At 59.5% G+C, this 23,896-nt stretch carries 21 protein-coding genes; 11 read left to right on the top strand and 10 right to left on the bottom strand.

The window, feature by feature from the left end:
* Positions 1 to 5 precede the first annotated feature (5 nt).
* A complete protein-coding gene (locus tag DFR46_RS03190) occupies positions 6 to 947 on the bottom strand; it encodes an SPFH domain-containing protein (protein ID WP_116237124.1) in 942 nt (313 codons plus the stop codon).
* A 196-nt stretch (positions 948 to 1,143) separates the two neighbouring features.
* On the opposite strand from DFR46_RS03190, the gene DFR46_RS03185 reads away from it, so the two are divergent.
* The 4 genes from DFR46_RS03185 to DFR46_RS03170 all read left to right on the top strand — a co-directional run bounded on the left by DFR46_RS03185 (position 1,144) and on the right by DFR46_RS03170 (position 5,891).
* Positions 1,144 to 2,625: a M28 family peptidase gene (locus DFR46_RS03185; RefSeq protein ID WP_116235136.1), complete on the top strand. Its 1,482-nt coding sequence runs from the start codon at positions 1,144 to 1,146 to the stop codon at positions 2,623 to 2,625.
* Positions 2,626 to 2,688: 63 nt separating this feature from the next.
* Positions 2,689 to 4,146 (top strand): IMP dehydrogenase, encoded by a 1,458-nt coding sequence (guaB, locus tag DFR46_RS03180; RefSeq protein WP_116235135.1) that lies wholly within the window; start codon positions 2,689 to 2,691, stop codon positions 4,144 to 4,146.
* A 3-nt stretch (positions 4,147 to 4,149) separates the two neighbouring features.
* Entirely contained in the window at positions 4,150 to 5,334 is a 1,185-nt protein-coding gene (locus DFR46_RS03175) for an RsmB/NOP family class I SAM-dependent RNA methyltransferase (protein ID WP_116235134.1), read from the top strand.
* 32 nt (positions 5,335 to 5,366) lie between these two features.
* Positions 5,367 to 5,891, top strand: a complete 525-nt coding sequence (locus tag DFR46_RS03170) for a tetratricopeptide repeat protein (protein WP_116237123.1) — start codon at positions 5,367 to 5,369, stop codon at positions 5,889 to 5,891.
* Here the strand turns inward: DFR46_RS03170 and rsmA are convergent.
* The 4 genes from rsmA to DFR46_RS03150 all read right to left on the bottom strand — a co-directional run bounded on the left by rsmA (position 5,878) and on the right by DFR46_RS03150 (position 11,416).
* Entirely contained in the window at positions 5,878 to 6,708 is an 831-nt protein-coding gene (gene rsmA, locus DFR46_RS03165) for a 16S rRNA (adenine(1518)-N(6)/adenine(1519)-N(6))-dimethyltransferase RsmA (protein WP_116235133.1), read from the bottom strand. The genes DFR46_RS03170 and rsmA overlap by 14 nt on opposite strands.
* The gene (gene pdxA / locus DFR46_RS03160) at positions 6,705 to 7,709 is read right to left on the bottom strand and encodes a 4-hydroxythreonine-4-phosphate dehydrogenase PdxA (protein WP_116235132.1); all 1,005 of its coding nucleotides are present in this window, start codon (positions 7,707 to 7,709) and stop codon (positions 6,705 to 6,707) included. Before pdxA ends, rsmA begins: the two co-directional genes overlap by 4 nt.
* Before the next feature lie 12 nt (positions 7,710 to 7,721).
* Positions 7,722 to 9,068 (bottom strand): peptidylprolyl isomerase, encoded by a 1,347-nt coding sequence (locus tag DFR46_RS03155; RefSeq protein ID WP_245953643.1) that lies wholly within the window; start codon positions 9,066 to 9,068, stop codon positions 7,722 to 7,724.
* 110 nt (positions 9,069 to 9,178) lie between these two features.
* Complete coding sequence (locus DFR46_RS03150) at positions 9,179 to 11,416, bottom strand: LPS-assembly protein LptD (protein WP_116237122.1); 2,238 nt, start codon at positions 11,414 to 11,416, stop codon at positions 9,179 to 9,181.
* A gap of 192 nt (positions 11,417 to 11,608) precedes the next feature.
* On the opposite strand from DFR46_RS03150, the gene DFR46_RS03145 reads away from it, so the two are divergent.
* The 3 genes from DFR46_RS03145 (at position 11,609) to ndk (ending at position 14,043) form a co-directional block, all read left to right on the top strand.
* Entirely contained in the window at positions 11,609 to 13,078 is a 1,470-nt protein-coding gene (locus DFR46_RS03145; protein ID WP_116235130.1) for a leucyl aminopeptidase, read from the top strand.
* An 8-nt stretch (positions 13,079 to 13,086) separates the two neighbouring features.
* The gene (locus DFR46_RS03140; protein ID WP_116235129.1) at positions 13,087 to 13,524 is read left to right on the top strand and encodes a DNA polymerase III subunit chi; all 438 of its coding nucleotides are present in this window, start codon (positions 13,087 to 13,089) and stop codon (positions 13,522 to 13,524) included.
* A 96-nt stretch (positions 13,525 to 13,620) separates the two neighbouring features.
* Positions 13,621 to 14,043: a nucleoside-diphosphate kinase gene (gene ndk / locus DFR46_RS03135; RefSeq protein WP_116235128.1), complete on the top strand. Its 423-nt coding sequence runs from the start codon at positions 13,621 to 13,623 to the stop codon at positions 14,041 to 14,043.
* Between the two features lie 4 nt (positions 14,044 to 14,047).
* Here the strand turns inward: ndk and purN are convergent, their stop codons facing one another.
* Positions 14,048 to 15,007, bottom strand: coding sequence for a phosphoribosylglycinamide formyltransferase (purN, locus tag DFR46_RS03130; RefSeq protein ID WP_116235127.1), 960 nt, complete (start codon positions 15,005 to 15,007; stop codon positions 14,048 to 14,050).
* A complete protein-coding gene (gene purM, locus DFR46_RS03125) occupies positions 15,000 to 16,106 on the bottom strand; it encodes a phosphoribosylformylglycinamidine cyclo-ligase (protein ID WP_116235126.1) in 1,107 nt (368 codons plus the stop codon). The genes purN and purM overlap by 8 nt, the downstream gene beginning before the upstream one ends.
* 62 nt (positions 16,107 to 16,168) lie before the next feature.
* Here purM and DFR46_RS03120 point away from each other — a divergent pair, with 62 nt between their 5' ends.
* The 4 genes from DFR46_RS03120 to DFR46_RS03105 are packed head-to-tail and all read left to right on the top strand — an operon-like array spanning position 16,169 to position 21,799.
* Positions 16,169 to 17,449, top strand: coding sequence for a heavy-metal-associated domain-containing protein (locus DFR46_RS03120; RefSeq protein WP_116235125.1), 1,281 nt, complete (start codon positions 16,169 to 16,171; stop codon positions 17,447 to 17,449).
* Complete coding sequence (locus tag DFR46_RS03115) at positions 17,446 to 18,051, top strand: HdaA/DnaA family protein (protein ID WP_116235124.1); 606 nt, start codon at positions 17,446 to 17,448, stop codon at positions 18,049 to 18,051. The genes DFR46_RS03120 and DFR46_RS03115 overlap by 4 nt, the downstream gene beginning before the upstream one ends.
* Before the next feature lie 24 nt (positions 18,052 to 18,075).
* Entirely contained in the window at positions 18,076 to 20,247 is a 2,172-nt protein-coding gene (locus DFR46_RS03110; RefSeq protein WP_116235123.1) for an RNA degradosome polyphosphate kinase, read from the top strand.
* A gap of 43 nt (positions 20,248 to 20,290) precedes the next feature.
* Positions 20,291 to 21,799 (top strand): Ppx/GppA family phosphatase, encoded by a 1,509-nt coding sequence (locus DFR46_RS03105; protein WP_116235122.1) that lies wholly within the window; start codon positions 20,291 to 20,293, stop codon positions 21,797 to 21,799.
* 6 nt (positions 21,800 to 21,805) lie between these two features.
* Here DFR46_RS03105 and DFR46_RS03100 read toward each other — a convergent pair whose 3' ends face one another.
* The 3 genes from DFR46_RS03100 to DFR46_RS03090 all read right to left on the bottom strand — a co-directional run bounded on the left by DFR46_RS03100 (position 21,806) and on the right by DFR46_RS03090 (position 23,859).
* Positions 21,806 to 22,021: an I78 family peptidase inhibitor gene (locus tag DFR46_RS03100; RefSeq protein WP_245953638.1), complete on the bottom strand. Its 216-nt coding sequence runs from the start codon at positions 22,019 to 22,021 to the stop codon at positions 21,806 to 21,808.
* Positions 22,022 to 22,094: 73 nt separating this feature from the next.
* On the bottom strand, positions 22,095 to 23,288 hold the full coding sequence (rnd, locus tag DFR46_RS03095) for a ribonuclease D (protein ID WP_116235120.1): 1,194 nt from the start codon (positions 23,286 to 23,288) through the stop codon (positions 22,095 to 22,097).
* Positions 23,289 to 23,364: 76 nt separating this feature from the next.
* Complete coding sequence (locus DFR46_RS03090; RefSeq protein WP_116235119.1) at positions 23,365 to 23,859, bottom strand: hypothetical protein; 495 nt, start codon at positions 23,857 to 23,859, stop codon at positions 23,365 to 23,367.
* Positions 23,860 to 23,896: the final 37 nt, after the last annotated feature.

The following is a 23,896-nucleotide window of genomic DNA, read 5'->3' as shown; positions in this document are numbered from 1 at the left end:
TGATTCTATTGGCTGCTGCGCGGGGGCCGGCCCGGCACGACCGTTGTGCCGGACTTGCCTTCGCCAAAGGCATCCTTTGTGAGTTCCGCGATGCCGCCCAATGTGCCGATCAGCTGGGTCGCCTCGACCGGGAACAGGATCGTTTTGGCATTGGGCGATTCCGCAAAGGCGGCGACAGTCTTCACATAATCCTGCGCGATGAAATAGTTGATGGCCTGCGAATTGCCCCCGGCGATGGCATCCGAGACCATCTGGGTTGCCTTCGCTTCGGCTTCGGCCTCCCGTTCACGCGCTTCTGCGTCGCGGAATGCTGCTTCGCGGCGGCCCTCTGCCTCAAGGATATTGGCCTGTTTTTCGCCTTCGGATCGCAGGATTTCCGAAGCGCGCGCGCCTTCCGCTTCAAGGATGGTCGCGCGTTTTTCGCGCTCAGCCTTCATCTGTCGCGCCATGGCGTCAACGATATCGATTGGCGGCCGGATATCCTTAACCTCGACACGCGTGATCTTCACGCCCCATGGTGTCGTGGCGCCGTCCACTACCATGAGAAGGCGGGCATTGATCTCATCGCGTTTCGACAATGTCTCGTCGAGGTCCATCGATCCCATCACGGTACGCAGATTGGTCGTCACGAGGTTGAGGATGGCATTGTAGAGATCGGAAACTTCATAAGCGGCTTTGGAAGCATCCAGGACCTGGAAAAAAACAACGCCATCGGTCGAAATCATCGCATTATCCTTGGTGATGATTTCCTGACCAGGAATGTCGAGCACCTGTTCCATCATGTTCACCTTGCGGCCGACGCGATAGAAAAAAGGCATGAAAAAGTTGAAGCCGGGCTTCGCCGTCGTCGTAAACCGGCCGAAATATTCGATAGTGTAATTATATCCCTGACGAACGATCTTGATGCCCATCACAACGAAAATGATCGCCAGCAGCGCCAGAAACATGACGACTCCGAAAAACCCTTCCATCAATCCGCTCCCTCCAAATATCTGTCTGTAAAGGCCATATTGAGCGCAAACGCGCGGGCTGCCAAGGCTTAATGATAAATGCGAAACGCCTTTGACAGATCGATCCGGCAGTTCGTCGAACACGGCCAGTTCGCGGCTTGCTCGACTCAAACCTAAATGCGATGCATCAGTCATGATAGTTCGCGTAATCGCCGCGCTTGCGGCCCTTTTTTCCGTATCGGCGTCTTTCGCCCAATCCCTGCCCGCCGAGGCCGATTTGCGCCGTCATATAGAGATATTGGCGAGCGACGAATTTGAAGGCCGTGAACCGGGAACCGCAGGCGAAGCGCTGGCCGTCAGCTATATCGCGACCCAATTTTCCCAAGCCGGGCTCCTGCCCGGTTTTCGGGGCAACTATTTCCAGCCCGTAGCCCTTGTAAGCCGGGCGGACGACCATGCGACATTCCGCGTTGAGGGCGCCAATGGCAGTCAGCAGTTCAGCGGAGAGATCCTTGCACTGGGCGATCGGGAAGAGGTGGTGCTGAACGACTTGCCTCTCATATTCGTCGGCCATGCGCTGGACGTTCGCAACAGCGACGACGGAACGGGCGATGATCGGCGCTATGACGGACAGGCCGTACTCATGTTCCGCGATCAGCCGGAAGGACGGGAGGACGGACCGACTTTCGATATGCTGATCGCGCATTTCCGGGAGCGCGGCGCCAGTGCGATTATCGGGATCGCCGATCCCGACATTCCCTGGGAAGCCGCGATGATGGGGATGCGGTTTCGGCAGACTTTTCTCGCTTCCCATCCCCTTGCGAACGTCGAGGGTGTCATGTCCTGGCATGCGGCGGCGGCCCTTCTGGATTCTGCCGGACTTTCCCTGCCGGATATGGCCGCAGCCGCCGCAGCGGAGGACTTCGCGCCGGTGTCACTGGGCCTCGGCCTGAATGCGCGGGTGTCGACGGCGTTCGACCGCTATGACGGCATCAATGTTGTTGCGCGGCTGCCTGGCCTGGACGGAAGCGGCGAGACGGTCCTCTTTTCCGCCCATCACGACCATTTCGGCATCTGTCGCCCGGACAGCACCGAAGACCGTATCTGTAACGGCGCGGTCGACAATGCGAGCGGAACGGCCGCCCTGATAGAGACTGCCAGAGCTTTGGCCGCCGGCCCCCGCCCCCCGCGCGACATGCTGTTTGTGACGACCACGGCGGAAGAAGACGGACTGCTCGGCGCGCAGGCCTTCGTGCAGTCCGTGCCGGTGCCGCTCGACAGGATCGTTGCCGCGTTCAACCTCGACACTATTGCTATCGCGCCAGCAGGTGCACCCGTCGGCATAATCGGACGGGGTATGACGCCCCTGGATAGCCTGATCGACCGCGTCGCTGGAGAGCAATCGCGCGCGACCTATCGGGGCCTTGATGTCAACGCGTTCGTGCAGCGGCACGATGGCTGGGCCTTCTACCAATATGGCGTACCAGCGGTCATGGTCGGCGGCTCCTTTACCGATTCAGAACTGCTGACCGGGTTCCTGCGCAGCCGATATCATCGCTATGACGACGACATGACGGGCATCGAACTAGGCGGTGCGCTGGAAGATACCCTGCTTCATATTGCTCTCGGGCGAGCTTTTGGCGATCCTTCACGCTATCCGGGACCTCGGCGCTAGCAACCTGCGCGCTTCCCTCCTATAGACGCGCGACAGCGAATCTGGAGCGAGGTGAACGCCGTCATGAAAATCAACGAAGGACTGACGTTTGACGATGTCCTTTTACGCCCGGCAGAATCCGACATCCTGCCCAGCGCGGCTGATACGCGAACACGCCTGACCCGCGGAATCGACCTCAACATTCCGATCCTCTCCTCTGCCATGGATACTGTGACAGAGGCCGATATGGCGATCGTCATGGCACAGCTTGGCGGAATCGGGGTACTCCACCGCAACCTCTCCGTTGAAGAACAGGCTGGCGCTGTGCGCGCAGTCAAACGCTTCGAATCGGGCATGGTAGTCAATCCGATCACCATGGCCCCGCACCAGACGCTTGCTGATGCTCTCGACCTGATGGCGCGCAACAAGATATCGGGGATTCCCGTTACCGAGAAGAATAGCAAGCTGGTCGGCATTCTCACCCACCGCGATGTCCGTTTTGCCGAAAATCCCGATCAGCCCGTTTCAGAGCTGATGACCCGGGAGAATTTGGCAACGGTGGGGCAGGGCGTAACGACGGAGGAAGCCCGCCGTACGCTGCACCAGCGCCGGATCGAGAAACTGATCGTGGTCGATGAAAATTATCGCTGCGTCGGGCTCATAACGGTGAAGGATATCGAAAAAGCCGTCACCTATCCGCATGCGACGAAGGACGATTCCGCGCGGTTGCGCGTTGCTGGCGCAACAACCGTAGGCGACAAGGGTTTCGAACGCACCGAAGCGCTGATTGACGCCGAGTGCGACCTGATCGTGATCGACACCGCCCATGGCCATAACGCCATGGTCGGCGAAGCTGTCGAGCGGGTGAAAAAGCTCTCCAACTCGGTCCAGGTCGTCGCTGGCAATGTGGCGACGGCGGAAGGTGCGCGATCCCTGATCGGATCGGGTGCGGATGGTGTTAAGATCGGGATAGGACCGGGGTCGATCTGCACCACGCGGGTCGTCGCGGGCGTAGGTGTGCCCCAGCTCACCGCCGTTATGGAGTCGGCTGAAGAGGCATCGAAATCCGGAGTCCCGGTGATTGCCGATGGCGGTCTTCGAACATCAGGCGATGTCGCCAAGGCACTGGCCGCCGGTGCATCCACCGTGATGATAGGTTCGCTGCTTGCGGGGACGACGGAAGCACCGGGCGAGACATTTCTCTATCAGGGGCGCTCGTACAAGAGCTATCGCGGCATGGGCTCGGTTGGCGCCATGGCGCGCGGTTCCGCTGATCGCTATTTCCAGCAGGATGTCACCGAGCAGCTGAAACTGGTGCCGGAAGGCATAGAGGGGCAGGTGCCGTTCAAAGGGCCTGCCAAAGACGTTATCCACCAACTTGTCGGCGGCGTTAAGGCGGCAATGGGCTATACCGGTTCAGCCACCATAGAGGAGCTGCAGATACGCGCTTCGTTCCTTCGGATAACCAATGCCGGCCTTCGCGAAAGCCATGTCCATGATGTGTCGATCACCCGCGAAGCGCCCAACTATCCGACCCGTTAAACGATGAGGCCGGCCGCCCGTCTGCAAGCGGCAATAGAGTTGCTGGACGAGATTATCGAGGCTACGCGTGGCAACGGAGCGGCGGCAGACACGGTCATCAAACGCTATTTCAAGACCCGGCGCTATGCGGGTTCGAAAGACCGGCGCGCGGTTCGCGAACTGGTTTATGCCGCAATTCGCCGATATGGAACCGCCCCGCTTGATGGCCGCGCGGCGATGGTCGGCCTGGCGCAGGATCAACAAGATCTGCAGTCGCTGTTCGATGGCTCCGAACATGGCCCGGCTACACTGGCTGCCAATGAAACTGGCGCAATACCGGGCGGGCTGCCGGAATGGCTGCGGCAGGAGTTTGCGGAAGCCATCGACGAACAGGACATAGAAAGCCTGACCGGGCGTGCGCCTCTGGATATCCGTGTCAATCTCGGCCGCACGTCTCGCGAGGATGTACTGGGTGCCATCGATGGGGCGGAACCAGGTGCGCTGAGCACTTCTTCGATACGGCTGCCACGAGGCTATCCTATCGAACAGCATGAGCTGTGGAGAGACGGTCTTGTCGATATCCAGGATGAAGGCAGCCAGTACATAGTTGATCGGTGTGCAGCCGAACCGGGCATGACGATTGTCGACCTGTGCGCGGGCGCCGGTGGCAAAACGCTCGCCCTGCATGACCGTATCGGCGGTGAGGGCCGCCTGATCGCCTGCGACATTGATCGCAGGCGGCTGTCCAACCTTGCGCCCCGCGCTGCTCGGTCCGGAATGTCGGGTATAGAGGCGCGCTTGCTCAACCCGCGGCAGGAAAGCACCATGCTCGCCGATATCGAGGACGCGGCGGATATCGTGCTCATTGACGCCCCATGCAGCGGAACGGGCACGTGGCGGCGCAATCCGGAGGCCCGGTGGCGGCTCAACCAGTCTGCAATCGCGCGCTATGCAGAATCCCAGGCACGGCTGCTAGATATCGCCGCGCCCCTTATTAAACCGGGCGGATATCTGGTTTATATCGTTTGCTCTCTGCTGGCGCGGGAAGGGGAAGGGCAGATCGCCGATTTTTTGAAAACCCGTTCGGACTTCAGCAAGGTAAAGGCTGCTAATGAGCAAGCCTTGGCGTCCGGCGAGGGCTTCGTTCTCACCCCGGCGCGCCATGGAACCGACGGGTTTTTCTTCGCAAGGCTCCAGCGGTCATGCTAGAAGCCCGCGAAGAAACTGTAACGGAGCTCATTATGCGCCTTTCGCCGCTTGCCATTGCCCTTTCGCTGACCCTCGCCACCGTATCGAGCAGCGTTCATGGACAGCGGGTCGATGACGATATCGATGCCCGGTCGACAGCCCTTGTTGAAGCTGGCCGCGCGGCCCTGGCGGAAGGCGACAATGATCGTGCCGCCGATCTGGTAGAAAGCGCGCTCGCCGTGGACCCCCGCAACCGGGATGGATTTATCGCGCTGGCTGAAATCGCCGAGGAGCGCGAGCTTCCGGGAAAGGCGATCCGTTACTACCGGGAAGCCCTGACGATCGATCCCAACGACCTGGCCGCGCTTGAAGGGCAGGGCAGGGTGCTTGTCAGCCGCGGCGCCATCGAGCGCGCACGGCGTAACCTCGTGCGGATCGAAGCGTTGTGCGAAGGGGATTGCCCGGAAGCGGTATCGCTTGCCGCGGTGATAGAAGCGGCCCCGCCTGCAGCGCAGCTGGCCGCGCGTGATGTTCTTGCCCCCGCTACAGAAGCCGAGGAACCGGTTACCGCGCAGTAGCGCCTATAGCGCGGGCCAGATCGACATATTCGTCGACGGATAGTGTTTCCGCACGCCGCGTTTCATCGATTCCCAGAGTATCAAGACTTTCAAGGGCTCCGGGAAGGTTTTTTAGACTTTGTCGCAACATTTTGCGGCGCTGGCCAAAGGCCGCCTGAGTGAGATTTCCTATCGTTTGGACATCAACGCCATCAGGTGCCTGTTTTGGCGTAACATGCACTATGGCCGACATCACTTTGGGCGGTGGCACAAAGGCCGAGCGGTGCACTTTGAGCGCGATAGCGGCCGCGGACCGCCATTGGGCAAGAACCGATAACCGGCCATAAGCTGGGCTTCCGGGCCGGGCGACGATCCTGCGCGCCACTTCTTCCTGAAACATCAAGGTCAGCGAGCGCCACCAGGGTTGCCATTTTTCTTCGGTCAGCCAGCGCACGAGCAGCGCGGTACCGATATTATAGGGCAAGTTGGCAACGATATGCGTGCCATCGGCAGCGATTTCGGTTTCATCGATTGCCAGAGCATCGCCCGGAACTATCGTCAGCTTACCGGGAAAAAGAGCCGAAAGTTCTTCCAGCGCAGCGATGCAGCGATCGTCGCGTTCCACCGCAACCACGTATGCGCCTGCGCCCAGCAGGGCCCGTGTCAGCCCGCCCGGGCCGGGACCGACTTCATAAACATTTTGCCCGTCCAAATCGCCGGGAATGGCCGCGATCCGGGCCAGCAACTGCCCGTCGAGTAGAAAATTCTGGCCAAGAGCCTTGTTAGCGCGAAGCCCGTGCCGGGCAATAACATCGCGAAGCGGGGGCAAGGAGCTCACGCAGCGATGCTACCTTCATGCAAAATACGTTGTTCAGCGCAGTAAGCGGCAAGGCTGATCGCGGCGATGGTTGCCCCCGGATTGGCAGTATTGCTTCCGGCAATCTCGAAAGCCGTGCCATGATCGGGGGATGTGCGTACGATCGGCAGCCCCAAAGTGAGGTTCACACCCTCGTCGAAATGCAGTGTTTTGAGCGGAATAAGCGCCTGGTCGTGATACAGGCAGAGCGCCACATCATATTTCTCGCGCGCTGCTGGATGAAACATCGTGTCAGCGGCGAATGGCCCTTGCGCGTCTATGCCTTCTTCCCGAAGCTGGGCGATCGCCGGTTCAAGGATATCGATCTCTTCGCGCCCCAGTGCCCCGAATTCGCCAGCATGAGGATTGAGCCCGGCAAATGCCAGGCGCGGACTGGCAATGCCGAAGTTGCGTATCAGGCCGCGCGCTGCCGCCCGCGCCTTGTTGGCGATCATCTCGATCGAAATGATATCCGGCACGTCGCGTAACGGAATATGCGTCGTGATCGGAATAGTGCGCAGGCTGGGCCCGGCAAGCATCATGGCGATATTGTCCCGCGATACGCCACAGCGTTCCGCGACAAATTCAGTCTGTCCGGGATGCGAAAAGCCGATGTCGTAAAGCCTGCTCTTGGAAACAGGGCCGGTGACGACTGCCAGCGCCGCGCCGGATCGCGCGAGGCCAACGGCGAGTTCAAGAGAATCCAGAGCGCAGCGCGCGCCTTCGGGCGTTGGCTGGCCCGGCGTTACTGCTTCGCCGCTTTCGACCGGCAACAACGGCAGGGCGCGGGAAAATACGGATTCGGCTTCGTCAGGCGACTCGATTTTTTCGACCGGCCCGTCCCATATAGCGCGAATAGAGCCGGGATCGCCTACGGCGAAGAATGGATTGAGTCCGTAGTCATACCGCCCAGCCCAGGTCTTTCCCGTTATTTCGGGGCCGATGCCCGCCGGATCTCCCAGAGAAACTGCTATCGGCGCCATCTTGCCTCCGTATCAACGATATTCGATGACAGCATCGCGGCGTAAATCGCGCAAATAGCGGCGCGCACGGCGATCGGCGCGCTCCTGCTCAAGCCGGTTCAAGATTACCTCGGCATCGGGTTCGGCCGAAGCAGGCGGATCGTCCCGACCGCACAGGATCAGCACCCGAACCCCATCGTCAAGCGAACCGAAAGGCGCCGTGGCCTGGCCGACCTGCAGGTTCGAGATGTTCTGCTGCAACACTTCCGGCAGGTCGCCAAGACGAATGCCGTCATTCTGCACAACTTCACCGCCAAATTCGCTGGCAATCGCTGACGATGCGCCGCAACCGCCTCCGGCCTGCGTCGCCGCAGCAAAGGCTTCTATCCGAGGTTCGGCAACCTCACGCGCTGTGCCCGGCTCGAAACTCAGCGTAATCTGGGTGAGGCTCAAAACGGCATCGCGCGGGTTTCCAACCAGAACCTGACGCTGGTCGATCAGCGCAATAATCGAAAAACCGCCGGGAATGGGAATGGGCTGGCTCACGCCGCCGACCGGCATCTGCGTAACCACAGCCGCAAGTTCTGCCGGCAATTGGCCGGGCCGCAACCAGCCAAGGTCACCGCCTACAGCCGCCGTAGATGCCTGCGAAAACTGACGGGCATAGGCCTGGAAAGATCCGCCAGACTGAATTTGCTGCAGGAGCCGCATCGCGCCTTGCCGCATCTCTTCCTGATTGTCGGGCCGGGCAGGCAGGTAAATTTCTGCAACGCGGTATTCGGTCTGGCCGCGCGAGGCTTCGAGGCGGTCGACAATCGCCTGAACCTCGGCATCGCTAACGCCAACAGTCGGATTTACATAGCGGCGCAAAAGCCTGCGCCACGCAAGTTCGCCTTCAATCTGCTTTCGCATGGTTCGCGCGGAACTTCCCTGCGCTTCGAGAAATTCGTCAAAATCCTCCATCGTCGAACCATTGCGTTCGGCTACCTGCGTGAAGGTCTGATTGATCTCGGCTGGCGTAATAACAATATCGTTGGCACGGGCTTCCTGAATTTGCAGCATTTCATCGATCAGGTTGCGGACTATCTGCATCCGCAGTCGTGTCCGTTCTTCCTCGCTGATTCGGGCGTTGGCGTTCGCCGCAAGGAAGAGATTAAGCCGCTGGTCGACATCGGTTCGCGTGATAATCTCACCATTAACGATTGCGGTCGGCGTCCGGATATTGGGATCGCGGTTGCCGAAAACCGTAAATGTCGACGGCAGGCCCAGCTGAGCCGCGGTGTTGGCGATAATATCTTCCTGCGTCTGCTGAGCCGCACCATGCGTGGTCACGAGGGCGGCAAGCCCGGCCACAGCGAATATCTTGAAGGTTCGGCGCATTGTGCACTTCCGATTTTTTTCACGCATTACGTTTAAGAATCCCATTTTTGCAGAGGCACATGGCCAGCATCATTTTGTGCCTAATAGAACGAATGTTCCTGAATGACAGCTTAGCGGCCCAAATTGGTTAAGGCAAAGCGCAGCAGAAATGTGTTCCCGCGTCGCGCATCGCCGGTGTCGTCATAATCTCGCCGCCAGGTGAAGCCGAATTCTAGCCCTTCATCTTCATAGCCGAAACCAAGCCGCGTCCGTACCGGTTCAAAGCCGTCGGCCATGGAAAGCGGATCCTCCCTCTGACTCGTGAGATCGATCACGGCCGATCCGAACACCGACCAATAGTTGCCGACGGCGACGCGGGCGGAGCTGCGCAGTTCCTCTCTGTCCCTGAGGTCTTCCACGTTGAAGGTGATGTCACGGTTGAGCCGCAAATAGCCGATTTGGGCATAGGTAGTGCGGGACCCTACCGTGAAATCTACCTCGTTACGCCGAAGCTCCAAATTGTCCTTGTCGACCCGGAACCTGTGGGTGAGCGCCAAAAAGCGACCGTAGCGAATCTCGGTTCTACCGACGAAGTCGGAGAATCGCGAAGCTAACCCCGTACCGGCCGGAAACAGGGCAGGTTCCCGGCTCAATCGATAGCTTTGCGCAAGGCTGCTCCGCAAAGAAAAGCGCGGCAGATCGAGGGCGTATTCGGCACCATAGGTCATCCGGGCGCCGTCTTCGAACCGGTCATATCCGGGAAATCGGTTGAGCGAGAAAACATTTGCCGTTTCCAGTTCGATCGAGCGTGAATCCTCGTTCGGAACTTCAAGATTTGAAAGTGGCGGCGTGGCAACAAACTGGACGCGCGGCGTGAAACGTTGAACGCCGCCCATAAATTCCCCGACAAAGGGCCATGCGATGTCCGCAGAGATCGCCCCGATACCACGGAATTGCCATCCATCTTCGCCGCGGTAGAAATCTGTTGCCGTGTCGGCGTTTTCGTCCGAATGATAGGCATCGCCCCGCAGTAGTGCTGTCAGTGTTACCTGCTGCCCCAACGACGTTATCCGACTCAAATTCCATTCTGCGCTGGCAAAGGCGCGCTGCGTATCTTGCCCGGCGGTGCGAACGACACCCAATGTATTGGCCTGCAGCTTGATCGTCCCGCCAATCAGGTTTTCGCGCATCCGCATCCGATAGTCGAGAACGGGAATAGCAAGGGGCTGTTGGCCGGAATCGGAAGTCAGGCGAAGATCCTGCACGGCCCATCCGGCCAACGAAAAATAGCTCTCGATCCCGACCCGCTCGACGGCGACGGTCGAGCGCAGCCTGTCGTCGCGGGATATGTCGTAGCGACGTAGAAATGTGTCATCGGTCGTCAATCGCCCCGAACCGCTGACGCTCCAATAGGGGGTGAACTGAAACCGGCCATTCGCCTCGATATATCCGCGAACATCCTTATTTCCGCTCGATGTGAAGCCTAGCACGGGATCCAGGTCGCGCCGTGTTCCGTAAGTTATCATGCCACCGATCTGGAACGCGCCCTCGGCGGCGAGATTTCTGTAGGTCGCGGAAATCGAAGGCAGCACCTCCGTGTAAAAGCGCGGCGTGATGGTCAGGTCCCGATTGGGCGCTATCTGCACATAATAGGGAATTCCCACCTCGAGACCGTTGGTGCGGCTTAACCGCAGATCCGGGACGAGGAAACCGCTTGCCCCTCCGGCAGTGCCGTCGGGGTGCGAAAAAGCGGGCAGCGCCATGACGGTGACGCCGAAAAGTTCGAACCGTGCGTTGCTATACCGAATCCGGTTGGTTGCCGGGTCGTGCACGATCCGCGCAGCTGTTATCCGCCAGCTCGGTTCGCGCGGCTCGCCGTCATATCCGCGAGCCCGATAGGGCGTATATGCCGCATTCTCGAGCGTTGAAACGGTGTCGACCCGCGCGCCTTGGCGCGCAGCGAGCCGCCCGCCATTCTCCAGCACGATAAGCAGATTTTCGACCATGCCGTCGCGCAACGTGTCCGTCAGCGTGGCTGTATCCGCATAGGCCGTCTCTCCCTGCGGCGTACGGATCGCGACATTGCCAGTCGCCTCCACGGCACCGGTTCTGCGATCCCATGACACACGATCAGCGTGCAGCCGCGCACCTTCGCGCACCATCTGGACATCGCCGAACGCGATCACGATATCGCCGGAGCCGTCATATTCGACCATTTGGGCGCTGAAGGCGATCTCATCCGGGTTTAAGGGTGAGGTCAAAGGCGGAATTTCGACGTCCGAAAGCTCCACCGGCGAGATCATATCAGGAATGCCATGGGACGCGTCGCCCTGCGCATTTGCCGGTGCGGCGGTCGCAAGCATCACCATCGGCAGCGCAGTCAGGCGGAGGATAGGGTTACGCGTCACATTTTTCACCGGTTGTAATATTCGGCCTTTCCGCCGCGCCTATCGCACCCTGCGCGCAATGCTGCAATCGCCTTTGCCAGAGCCGGGTCGCTCGTCTATCGAAAGAAAAAATCACCAAACACCGTTCCTAACGGCAGGAGAATAAAAATTTCCATTACCGTCACCTTTACCGCGTCCAGCCCCGAAGACAGTTCCGCCCTTATCCTGCCGCTCGGCAAGAGCCAGTCGATCGACCTCGTCACCAGCGATCTTTCCACCGAAACCGGAGCGGCGCTCAAACGCGCAGCAAAAGCGAGCCGATTCGATGGCGCGTTGGCATCGATCGTCGAAATTTTCGCCGAAACGGACAAGGGCGCACGCCGGATACTCGTCGTTGGCACCGGGAATGGCGATGACGGGGAATCGCTTGAAAAGGCCGGTGGCGCGGCAATGGCCAAACTTCTCACGTCAGGTGAAACCGCACTTACGTTCGATGCACGGTCGCATAGCGCAGACAGTGCGGGATCGCGCATGGCATTTGGAGCCCTGCAACGCAGCTGGCGGCTCGACAGCTATCGCACGAAAGCGCCCGCCAAAACCAAGCCGAGCGTGAAAGAGGTAACCGTTGTCGCGCCTGAAGATGAAGCGGCCGGGTGGGATCGTTATCAGTCCGTCTATGCTGGCATTGCCCTGGCGCGCGAGCTGGTGACGGAACCGCCCAATGTGATCCATCCGGCCGGGTTTGTGGGACGCTGCAAACCACTGGCAGACCTTGGCGTAACTATTGAAACACTCGACAAGGCCCAGATGACCGCGCTCGGCATGGGTGCGCTCCTTGGCGTCGCTCAGGGCTCCGCCCAGGATCCGCATATGCTGATCATGCGGTGGGACGGAACCGACGGCGCTCAGAAAAAACCGGTCGCCTTTGTCGGCAAGGGCGTGACCTTCGACACCGGTGGCATTTCGCTGAAGCCGGGACCGGGCATGGAAGACATGAAATTCGACATGGGCGGCGCAGCGGCCGTGGCCGGAGCGATGCGGGCCCTGGCCGGGCGCAAGGCCAAGGCCCATGTCGTTGGCGTGTGCGGGCTGGTTGAAAATATGCCATCGAGCAATGCCCAGCGGCCTAGCGATATCGTGACCACCATGTCGGGACAGACCGTAGAAGTGCTGAACACCGACGCCGAAGGCAGGCTGGTTCTCTGCGATGCGATGCACTGGGTGCAGGAAGAATATTCGCCGGACGTGATGGTCGACCTTGCAACGCTGACCGGAGCCATGCTGATCGCGCTCGGTTTCGAACAGGCCGGTTGTTTTTCCAATGATGACGGGCTCGCCGATCAGTTGCTCAACGCCGGAACCGCGTCCGGCGACAAGCTTTGGCGCCTGCCGCTTGGCAAGGCCTATGACAAGCTCATCGATTCGCCGATTGCCGACATCAAGAATACCGGCCCGCGCGAAGCCGGATCGATCACCGCCGCCCAGTTCCTGCAGCGGTTCGTCAAGGATGGTGTAAAATGGGCGCATCTGGACATTGCGGGCACGGCCTGGAGGAAAACCACCTCCAATCTCGCTGACAAGGGGGCGACCGGCTATGGTGTGCGTTTGCTCGATCGCTTCATCGCCGACAATTACGAGGGGTAGCGGCAGGCGTGCAGGTCGATTTCTATCAGTTGGCCGGCACGCCGATCGAAGCCGTGGTGCCGCAACTCGCTGCGAAAACACTGGAGAGCGGCGAAAGGCTGTTGATAGTGGCAAGCGATGCGAAGTTGCGCGCTTTGCTGGATGAAGCGCTGTGGACCTATGATCCGGCATCATTCCTGCCCCATGGGCAGTCCGGCGACGAAACGGGGGCAGACCAACCGGCCCTGCTGTCCGCCGAGACCGATTCGGCGAACGCCGCGAAGTTCATCATGCTGGCGGATGGCGAATGGCGGGATGCCGCGCTGAATTTCGACCGGGCTTTCTATCTGTTCGACGCCGACAGGCTGGACGAAGCCAGAAATGCATGGCGAAGCTTGGCGGTTATGGACGCAGTCGAGCCGCGCTACTGGAAACAGGATAATGGTCGCTGGCGCCAGGGACCGTGAAGCAGCCGCCCGTTTCCCACACTAAGCTTGCGCCTTTGACCGCTTCGCACTAAGCGAGCCGGAAATTCCCCAACTTTCATCGGAGCTCAGCCCATCATGGCCGTGACACGCACATTCTCGATTATCAAACCCGACGCCACCCGCCGCAATCTGACCGGCGCGGTCACAAAAATGCTGGAAGAAGCCGACCTTCGCGTCATCGCTTCCAAGCGCATCCAGATGACCAAGGAACAGGCCGAGGGTTTTTATGCCGTTCATGCAGAGCGCCCTTTCTTCAACGATCTCGTCGCTTTCATGACGTCCGGCCCGGTCGTGGTTCAGGTTCTCGAAGGCGAAGATGCCGTGCTCCGCAATCGCAAGATCATGGGCGCGACCAACCCCAAGGAAGCCGATGAAGGTACGATCCGCCGCACTTATGCCGAATCCATTGAGGCAAATAGCGCCCATGGCTCGGACAGCGACGAAAACGCCGCCATCGAAATCGCCTACTTCTTTAATGAAGACGAGATTGTCGGCTAGGCACTCAGCTTAGAAATTCGACGAGAGGCTGGAGCTTTTTCGGCGCGACGAAGCTCCAGCTCTTTCTCAGCCAGCTTGCGATATGATCCCAGTCGACATTGCCGGTATCGAGCCTGATCGCGATCCAGCCTGATGCGCCATAATAGGCCGGCCGGTAGTAGAGACCGGGTTCCGCGCCGATCAACGCCGCCTGTTCGTCGGCACCGCTGGTTTTAACCAGCAGTGCCACGGCCTCCTCGCCATGGTGATGGATCGAAACATAGGCGAAAAATTTGCCGGTTTTCTCCGTCCCGACCCGCCAGCCGGGCGCGCCATGCGACGTTTTGGCATGGGTCTCAGGCAGCGCAAGCGCCAGTTCGCCAACCTTCGCAACCAGCCAGTCCGGGTCGAGTTCCTGTGCAACAAACGTTTCCAGCACTTGCGGATAAAGCTGGTGCTCGGCCAGGCGAACCCGCGCCGCCAGTCGCTCAGCTGTGTCATCGGGGAGGATCGCCACTTCGGTCTGGCCGAGGATCGGACCAGCGTCCAATGCTGCCGTGACCAGATGGACGGTACAGCCCGAAACAGCATCTCCGGCGTCCAGCGCCCGCTGATGGGTGTCGAGCCCCTTATATTTGGGTAGCAGCGAAGGATGGATATTGAGCATCCGGCCTTCCCATTTTCCTACAAATTCCGGCGATAGAATGCGCATATAGCCCGCAAGGACGACATAGTCGGCGCGCGCTTCGGCAATTTTGCCATTGATGATCGCATCGAAAGCGGCGCGTTCCATACCCCTGTGGGTCTGTGCGAATGTCGGGATGCCTTCGGCTTCGGCCAGTTCCAGGCCGCGCGCTTCGGGATCGTTCGACGCGACCAGCACGATTTCATAAGGACAGTCTTCGCGTTTGGCGGCATAGAGCAGCGCGGCCATATTGGTCCCGCGACCGGAGATCAGGACGGCGATACGCGCCCGCCTAGCCATTATGTGTGGCGCTCCAGTCAGCGATTGCCGACCAGTCGCTGGAGTGTCCAGTCACCGTACACCCGCGTTCACCGGACTCGAGATGGCCGATCCGGTGGACGGTTTCGCCCGCATCGCGAAGAGCGGCCGTTACATCGTCCTCTCTGTCTTCCGCAACGATCAACGCCATGCCGATCCCGCAATTGAAGGTGCGCGCCATTTCAACCGGCTCGATATTGCCCTGGGCCTGGAGGAACGCCATCAGCTGCGGCTGCTCCCAGGCGGATGCATCTACATGGGCGTGATGCGTTTTTCCGAGCACGCGCGGGATATTCTCCAGCAAGCCGCCGCCGGTAATGTGCGCCATCGCTTTAATGTTGCCGGACCGGACAAGCGGGAGGAGGGATTTCACATAGATTTTCGTCGGCTCGATCAATGCATCGATGAGGAGGCGATCCTGATCGAAAGGGGCAGGGCGATCCAGCTTCCAGCCTTTGTCTTCCGCGAGCTTGCGGACCAGCGAATAGCCGTTGGAATGGACGCCGGACGAAGCAAGACCCAGAATGATATTGCCCGCGGTGACATCGGCTCCCGTAAGAGCTTCGCCGCGTTCGACTGCGCCGACGCAAAAACCCGCCAGATCATAATCTCCTGCCGCGTACATACCTGGCATTTCGGCAGTCTCGCCACCGATCAGCGCGCAGCCTGCCAGCTTGCAGCCTTCCGCAATTCCCGCGACGACCCGTTCGGCAACACCATTGTCGAGTTTGCCCGTTGCGAAATAATCGAGGAAGAAAAGCGGTTCTGCACCCTGAACGATCAGGTCATTGACGCACATTGCGACAAGATCGATGCCGATTCTGTCATGCCGATCGTGATCGATAGCCAATTTAACCTTGGTGCCGACACCGTCATTCGCGGCAACGAGCAAGGGATCGGAATAGCCGGCTGCCTTAAGGTCGAAAAAGCCTCCAAAGCCGCCAAGATCTGCGTCTGCGCCCGGTCGGGCAGTCGCCCGTGCGAGGGGCGCTATCGCTTTGACAAGGGCGTTACCGGCGGCAATTGAGACCCCCGCCTTTTCATAGCTGTACGGTTCTGTCGAATTGTGCTTGGCGTTCATATTTATAGCGACTAGCCACATCGCTCTTGGATTTCCACGGCCAAGTCGCCAAAAGGCCCACAATGCAGTTAGTAATCCGTAATCTGAAAACGTTTATCGCGCTCGCGCTGCTGGCTGTCGGCGCCGCAGGCGTCGTGCTTGCGCAGCAGGAGCGGCCGCAGAATCCGCGCGACTTCGGATTCGATGCAACGGCCAGTTATGAAGTCACGGGAATTTTTGTCGATGCGTCGGGCGAGGATGCAGAGGATGCCCGGCGCGTCGCCTGGGAACGAGCCCAGCGCGAAGGCTGGAGAATGCTCTATGCCCGGGTCAATGGCGGATCCGCCGCTCGCGCGCCCAATCTCAGCGATTCGTCGCTGAGCGCAGTCGTCACTGGAATCATCGTCGAAGAGGAGCAGATAGGCCCGACCCGCTATGTCGCGCGGCTGGGCGTAATGTTCGATCGGGCCCGGGTCAGCCGTTATCTGGGCGTATCCGGCGTAATCCGGCGTTCTCCGCCCATGCTGATCCTGCCGATCCAATGGATTGGCAGCACACCGATGAGCTTTGAAGACCGCACGCCCTGGGCACGGGCATGGCTGCGTTTTCGTTCCAGCGAGAGCCCGATTGATTATGTTCGGGCGAGTGGAACAGGGCCCACTTCGATGCTGCTAACGGTAGGCCAGACGGGGCGGCCCGGGCGCGGCTGGTGGCGCTTCCTGCTCGATTCCTATGGTGCAGCCGATGTCGTGATCCCGGTGGTGCACCTTCAGTATTCCTATCCGGGTGGCCCGGTCTACGGGCGCTTTGTCGCCTATCATGGGCCGGATCGGCGGAAGATCACTCAATTCTCGCTGCGCGTCCGCAACTCTGCGAGTCTCGATCAACTGCTCGATGAGGGTGCGCGACGAATCGACGCCGCTTATGCGCAGGCGCTTGAAGATGGCCGGTTGCGTCCCGACCCCTCGTTGAATTTCGAGTTCGGTATCGACGAACAGGCACTCGAGGAGGCTTTGGACGAATTGCAGGAAAGCGTGGCCGTTGATCGGCGCCCCGCCGAAGTGTCGGTCAATACCGAGGAGGCAACCTCTACCGGCCGTTACACCATTCGGGTTGTGACGCCTGATGCCAATTCCGTCCGGTCCAGCGAAGCTGCTGTTCGGGGTACGCCGGGCGTTCGCGGAGCAACAACGTCCAGTCTCGCCATTGGCGGCGTGTCCCTGATGGAAGTCAGCTATATCGGCGATCTGGACACCCTTGCATCTGCGCTCGCGGCCCGCGGTTTCCAGGTCCAGCGTGGCACGGGGACGTTGCAGATCAGTCGAGTTGCTCCTCAGGGGTCTGACACGCCAGAAGGCCAATGAGTCAGATTACCCTTCCGCTCGATTGGCCGAACCCCGCCGATGACGGCACATTCATCGTCGACGCGTCCAACAGCGAAGCCGTCAGGCACCTCGAACACTGGTCGCTATGGCCGGTTCGCACCAGCCTCCTTACCGGCCCTCGCAAATCCGGACGCTCCACCCTTGGCCGATTGTTCGTCGGCAAGAGCGGGGGGGATGTCATCGACGACGCGGATCTTTCCGAAGAGGAAGCCCTGTTTCATGCGTGGAATGCGGCGCAAGCCGGCCAGAGGCCTCTGTTGATCATTGCCGACGAACCGCCGCCTCGATGGGAAATCGCGTTGCCCGACTTACGATCGAGGATAGCGGCGACACCGAAAGTGCGCATCGACGAACCGAGCGACCAACTGATCGAGGCGCGGCTGCATCATCATTTCGCAGCGCGGAGCCTGGCCGTTCCGCAAAATGCCGTGAATTATCTGCTCAAACGCATGGACCGCAGCCATTATGCGCTTCATCATCTTATTGAAACGCTCGACCGGCTCGCCTTCGAACGCAGAAGCCGCCTGACGCTTGGCCTGGTTCGCGACGCAATGGCGGAGCGTGGCTTCATCGACCTGTAACATAAGAAGGTCTAAAAGAGCGTCATGGACGAGTATAACCCTGACCATATAACCGAAGACTTTTCGCATGAAGTCGAAGTCGAGCCCGGAACGGAGCACCGCTATTTCAACCGGGAGCTAAGCTGGCTCGGATTCAACGAACGCGTGCTGGAAGAAGCGAGAAACGAAGCCCACCCACTGCTCGAGCGCCTCCGCTTCCTCTCGATTTCGGGCAACAACCTGGACGAATTCTTCATGGTTCGCGTCGCCGGGCTGAAAGGGCAGCAGCTTTTGGGCGTCGAAATGCGATCGGCCGACGGTATGACGCCAAGCCAGCAACTGGCCGCCGTTTCAGAGCGCGCCAACGCGCTGATGGTGGAACAGCAGGAAGTCTGGACGGAATTGCGGACGGCCCTGGCGGACGCCGAAATTTACGTGCTGTCGGACGATGAAATCACCGGAGAAACTGAAACCTGGCTCTCGGAGCATTTTCACAGCCATATCTTCCCGGTGCTGACACCGCAGGCGCTTGATCCGGCGCACCCGTTTCCCTTCATCCCGAACAAGGGCTTCAGTCTCGTGTTCGATCTTGAACGGGAAAGCGATGGCGCGCCGATCCGCGAACTGCTGATGGTCCCGACCACGCTGCCGCGTTTCGTGCGTCTGCCAGGCGAAGTGGCCCGCTTTGTTTCGATGGAAACGATTGTCCGGCGTTTCACCAATATCATGTTCCCCGGATATAGCGTGAAAGGGCGGGGCGCGTTCCGCATTATCCGGGACAGCGATATCGAGGTTGAAGAAGAAGCCGAAGATCTGGTTCGCTATTTCCGCAGCGCGATCAAACGCCGCCGCAGGGGGCGGGTTATCCGGTTGAAGCTTGAGGCGGACATACCCGACGATATGGAAGAGGTGATCCGCCGCGAAATGGGTGGCGATGACGGCCTTGTGGTCGAAAGCAGCGGTTTTCTAGGTGTTTCCGATCTGGAGCAACTGGTGGACGAAGACCGTCCAGATCTGAAATTCCCGCCGTTCAGCCCGCGCTTTCCCGAACGTATCCGCGAACATGGTGGCGATTGCTTCGCCGCGATCAAGACCAAGGATATCGTCGTCCATCACCCTTATGAATCGTTCGATGTCGTCGTCGCCCTGCTGAAACAGGCGGCCGATGATCCCGATGTCGTGGCGATCAAGCAGACTCTTTACCGCGCCGGCAAGCAATCGGCCGTTATCCGCGCCCTTATCGATGCGGCGGAAGCAGGTAAGTCGGTCACTGCCGTTGTCGAGCTCAAGGCGCGGTTTGACGAGGAACAGAATCTGCTCTGGGCGAACGCGCTGGAGCGCGCTGGCGTTCAGGTCGTCTATGGCTTCATCGAATGGAAAACCCACGCTAAAGTGACGATGGTCGTTCGGAAGGAAGAGGATGGCTATCGCAGCTACTGCCACTTCGGAACAGGCAATTATCATCCCGTCACTGCAAAGATATACACCGACCTGAGCTTTTTCACCGCTGACCCGCGGGCAGGCCGCGATGCCGCCCAGCTTTTCAATTACATCACGGGCTATGTTCAGCCCAAAAACCTGGAACTGATTTCCATGTCGCCGCGCGATATGCGCAATGATCTGGTCGCACTGGTCGATGCCGAAATCGCCAATGTGAGAGCCGGCAAGGACGGAGCCATCTGGACGAAGATGAATTCGTTGGTCGATCCTGCGATTATCGAAAAACTCTATGAAGCGAGCAATGCCGGGGTCGAGATCGACATGGTTATTCGCGGGATTTGCTGCCTCAAACCGGGCATTCCGGGAATGTCGGAGAATATCCGCGTACGCTCCGTCATCGGCCGTTTTCTCGAGCATAGCCGCATTGCCTGTTTCGGAAACGGGGCAGCGCTCCCCAACAAGAAAGCCCATGTTCTCATCAGTTCGGCCGACTGGATGCCGCGCAACTTCGATCGCCGCGTCGAATATATGATGCCGATCCAGAATCCGACCGTCCACGCCCAGATCCTCGACCAGGTCATGGTCGCCAATCTGATCGACAATGAGCAGAGCTGGGTTCTCAATCCCGATGGCAGCTATGACAGGGTTAAACCCGAAGGCCGCCCGTTCAACCTGCATCGCTATTTCATGACCAACCCGTCTCTGTCAGGACGTGGAGCCGCGCTGAGCGAGCAGGGATCCATGCCCAAGAAACTGCATGTCAAACGGCGTGGATAAGCAGCTTTCCCGGCCCCGGCGAAGGGGCTAGGAGTTTGAGTCGATGGCTGTGCTTTCACTTTTCCGCTCGGAAGAGGATGCCCCCGATCCGCAGGACGGGCGCACGGCCGTTATCGATATCGGTTCCAATTCTGTGCGCCTTGTCGTTTTCGACGGACATGGCAGGCTTCCAGCGTTTCTCTTCAATGAAAAGGTGATGGTCGGGCTAGGCGGGCGCCGCGATGAAGATGGCGCGCTGCACGAAGATGCGATTGCCGATGCCGTTGAAATTCTGTGCCGCTTTCGCTCCCTGTGCAGCGCGATGGACGTAACCGATCTTCGCACCGTCGCGACCGCCGCAGTGCGCGAAGCGCGCAACGGGGCAGAGCTGATCGCCCAACTGCAAGAGATCGGCCTCCCTGTCCGCCTTCTGTCGGGCGAGGACGAAGCCAAACTTGCTGCGATGGGCGTTCTTTCCGCCATCCCAGAAGCCGAAGGCCTGGTCGGCGACCTGGGGGGCGGCAGCCTGGAACTGGCGCGGATAGCGGATGGGCAGGTCAAGGAATGCGTATCGTTTCCGCTTGGCGTGCTGCGAATTGCCGAATTGCGCAAGTCGGGAAAGAAGGGCGCTGTAAAAAGGGCCATCGCGAAAGCCCTGAAATCTGCAGACTGGATCCGGCAATGCGAAGGCCAGCCTTTCTATCTTGTGGGTGGGTCCTGGCGCGCCCTTGCGCGGGTCGATATGCACCGCACCAAGTTTCCGCTGCCGATCGTCCATCATTATGTGATGAAGCCGGACCGTCCCGCAGCTTTGGTCCGGCTGCTCGCTCGCATCGACATGTCGAAACTGTCGGTCGTTCCGTCAATCGCCTCGCAGCGTATTCCAAACCTGCCGGACGGCGCGGCAATCCTGTCTCAGCTGGTGAAACAGGCCAATCTCGGTGATCTGGTGGTATCTGCCTACGGGCTGAGGGAAGGGTTGCTTTACGAACGCCTGGACACGGAAACCCGCAAGCTTGATCCCTTGATCGCCGCGACACGGGAAGAGGGTGAACGACAAGGCCGGTTTCCCGAGCATGGCGATTTGCTCAACCGCTGGATCGCGCCGCTATTTGCAGAAGAGTCTAAGACGGACAAACGGATCCGGCTCGCTGCCTGCCTGCTGGCCGATACCGGTTGGCGGGCTCATCCCGAATTTCGCGCCGAACGCGGTCTCGAAATGGCGCTGCATGGAAATTGGGTCGGTATCGAAAGCAACGGCCGCGGCAAGATGGCTCAGGCGCTGTTCACCAATTTCGGCGGCGGCGTTGGCGTGGTCGACGAGCTGGTCAACCTGTGCAGCGAGGAAGAGCTCAGACAGGCATCCCGATGGGGCCTGGCCATGCGTTTTGGACAGCGTTTGAGCGGCGGGGTGGCTGGACCGCTCGAACTGAGCAAGGTTGCGGTCGAAGACGATAAACTCATCCTCTCGCTCGATAAGGGCGATGCCGAACTTTACAGCCAGCCGGTTGCGAAACGGCACAGGCAACTTGCCGATGCCTTTGCCAAAGATGCCGAGATGCGGCTGCTGTGAGCGATCCTAGCCGCAGCGAATAGCGGTAACGACCCTGTTGGCATCGAATTCGATATTGAGCCGTGTAGTGCGATAGTCCATGGTTACAGCGCTGTTTTCCGGTATCCAGCGAAGCTCCCGCGCACCCGTCAATTGTACGGCGCTGGCTGCAAGGCTTTGCGTAGCGGTTTCACCCACAAGGTGCTGGGCGGCAGTCGCATCGCACGCGCCAGCTTCAGCCATTGGGGGTTCGCCTGGCGATGTCGCGCACCCTGTAACGGCAACAGCAAAGCCAATGGTGCCTATGAGAAAGTATCTATTCATCGCTGTCCTCCGTTACGGTAACTTCGGTATGGGTGACTTTCAGCCTGCCATCCCGAACGGCAAAGGCAACGCGCCCTTCGACAAGATTCAGCGCATCCTGGCCAAATTCTTCGAAACGCCAGCCCGCCAATATACCCAGTTCTTCCCGTTCGCCTGCAGCCAATCTCTCAAGCTCGTCAGCTTTGGCAACCAGGCGAGACGCCACACCGATTTCTCGTGCGCGTATTTTGAGCAGAAGCTTGAGCAGATCGGCGACAAGCGCGCCTTCTTTGCCAAGTCCCGGCTTGCGACTCTTGCGCGCAGGCAGTTCATTCTCGGGCAACGCTTCCGCCTCGTCGATCACATCCATGAGGCGCGCTCCGATATCGTTTCCAGCCCAGCTTGAGGGAAGCCCGCGAATTTTTCCGAGGGATTGCTGGTTTTTTGGAGGATGGGAAGCGATATCGGCCAGGGTTTCATCGCGCAGCAAACGGCCGCGCGGCAGGTTCTTGTCCTGCGCTTCGCGCTCCCGCCAGGCCGCAATCGCTTTCAGACGCCCCAGGACATCCGCTTTTCGGCTCTGGATGCGAATACGTTTCCAGGAGAGTTCCGGAACATTTTCGTAGTTCGCCGGATCGGCCAGCCGTTCCATCTCGGCATTGATCCATGCACCGCGGCCGGTATCGCGGAGGCGCTCGAGCATTTTCGGGAACAGTTCCGCCAGATGGGTGACGTCTCCAACTGCATAGTCGAGCTGGCGCTTATCGAGCGGACGCCGGGCCCAGTCGGTAAACCGTGCGCCCTTGTCCAGCGAATGACCGAGCAGGGCGTCGACAAGATTGGAATAGCCGATTTGCTCTCCCAGCCCGAGCGCCATCGCAGCGATCTGGGTATCGAAAATCGGGTGCGGTGTCTTACCCGTCATATTGTAGACGATTTCGACATCCTGACCGCCGGCATGAAAGACTTTCAGCACATCTTCATTATCGACCAGGAGGTCGAGCAGGGGCGACATGTCGATGCCGTCTGCTTTGGGATCGACAGCGGCGGCTTCCTCGGTGTTACCGATCTGGATCAGGCACAGGTCGGGCCAATAAGTGCTTTCTCGCATGAATTCGGTATCGACGGCGACGAAACTCGATTGCGCAAGGCGTGCGCACAGATCGGCAAGCGCCGCGCTATCTTCGATCAGCGGATGAATTCTCATGCGGAAACCATAGGCTCACCGGCGAACCACGCCACAGGGAAGAACTGCAATCTTGTGGAAAGCTGCGTGTTTTTGCCTATCCTGCGGGATTTTGAATTGTGTCACATTGATCCGACTCGCGGGCCAGCTCCGTTGCGAAAGCCATGAAATCGTCGGCATTCCGCCCCCGCTCACGGATCACTCGATCTATCCCGTCGATATCGGCCATGACTTCGTCTCGTGTTTTTCCGATTTGTGGATCCCTTGCGATCTGCTCGGCCTGCTGAGCGAAAGCACGGGCCTCCGTCATATTCTGTTCCGCATTGCCGCGCGCTTGGGCGGCCTGCTCCGGATTACTGTCTTCATCGGTAGAGGCAATAACGTTGAAAACATTGGCGACATTCACCGCGGTAGCCGCGCATCCCACAGCAGCATCATACTGAGATTGCACAGAAGGCGTATCTTCAGCAGCTTGTGCGGCTTCCCGACCGGCCTCGATCTGCGCGACCTCTTCTTCCGCCGTCGGATCGTCGGAACAGCCGACAAGCAGGAGCGCCCCGATCGCACAAGCGGATAAACCAAGCATCTTCATGATATTCTCCTGAAAGTTGCCAAAAACGCGACCGAGA

Origin of the sequence: Parasphingopyxis lamellibrachiae, assembly GCF_003385775.1 — a bacterium.
In the GTDB taxonomy this organism is placed as follows: Bacteria; Pseudomonadota; Alphaproteobacteria; order Sphingomonadales; family Sphingomonadaceae; genus Parasphingopyxis; species Parasphingopyxis lamellibrachiae.
This window is presented reverse-complemented; position numbering and strand designations above follow the sequence as displayed.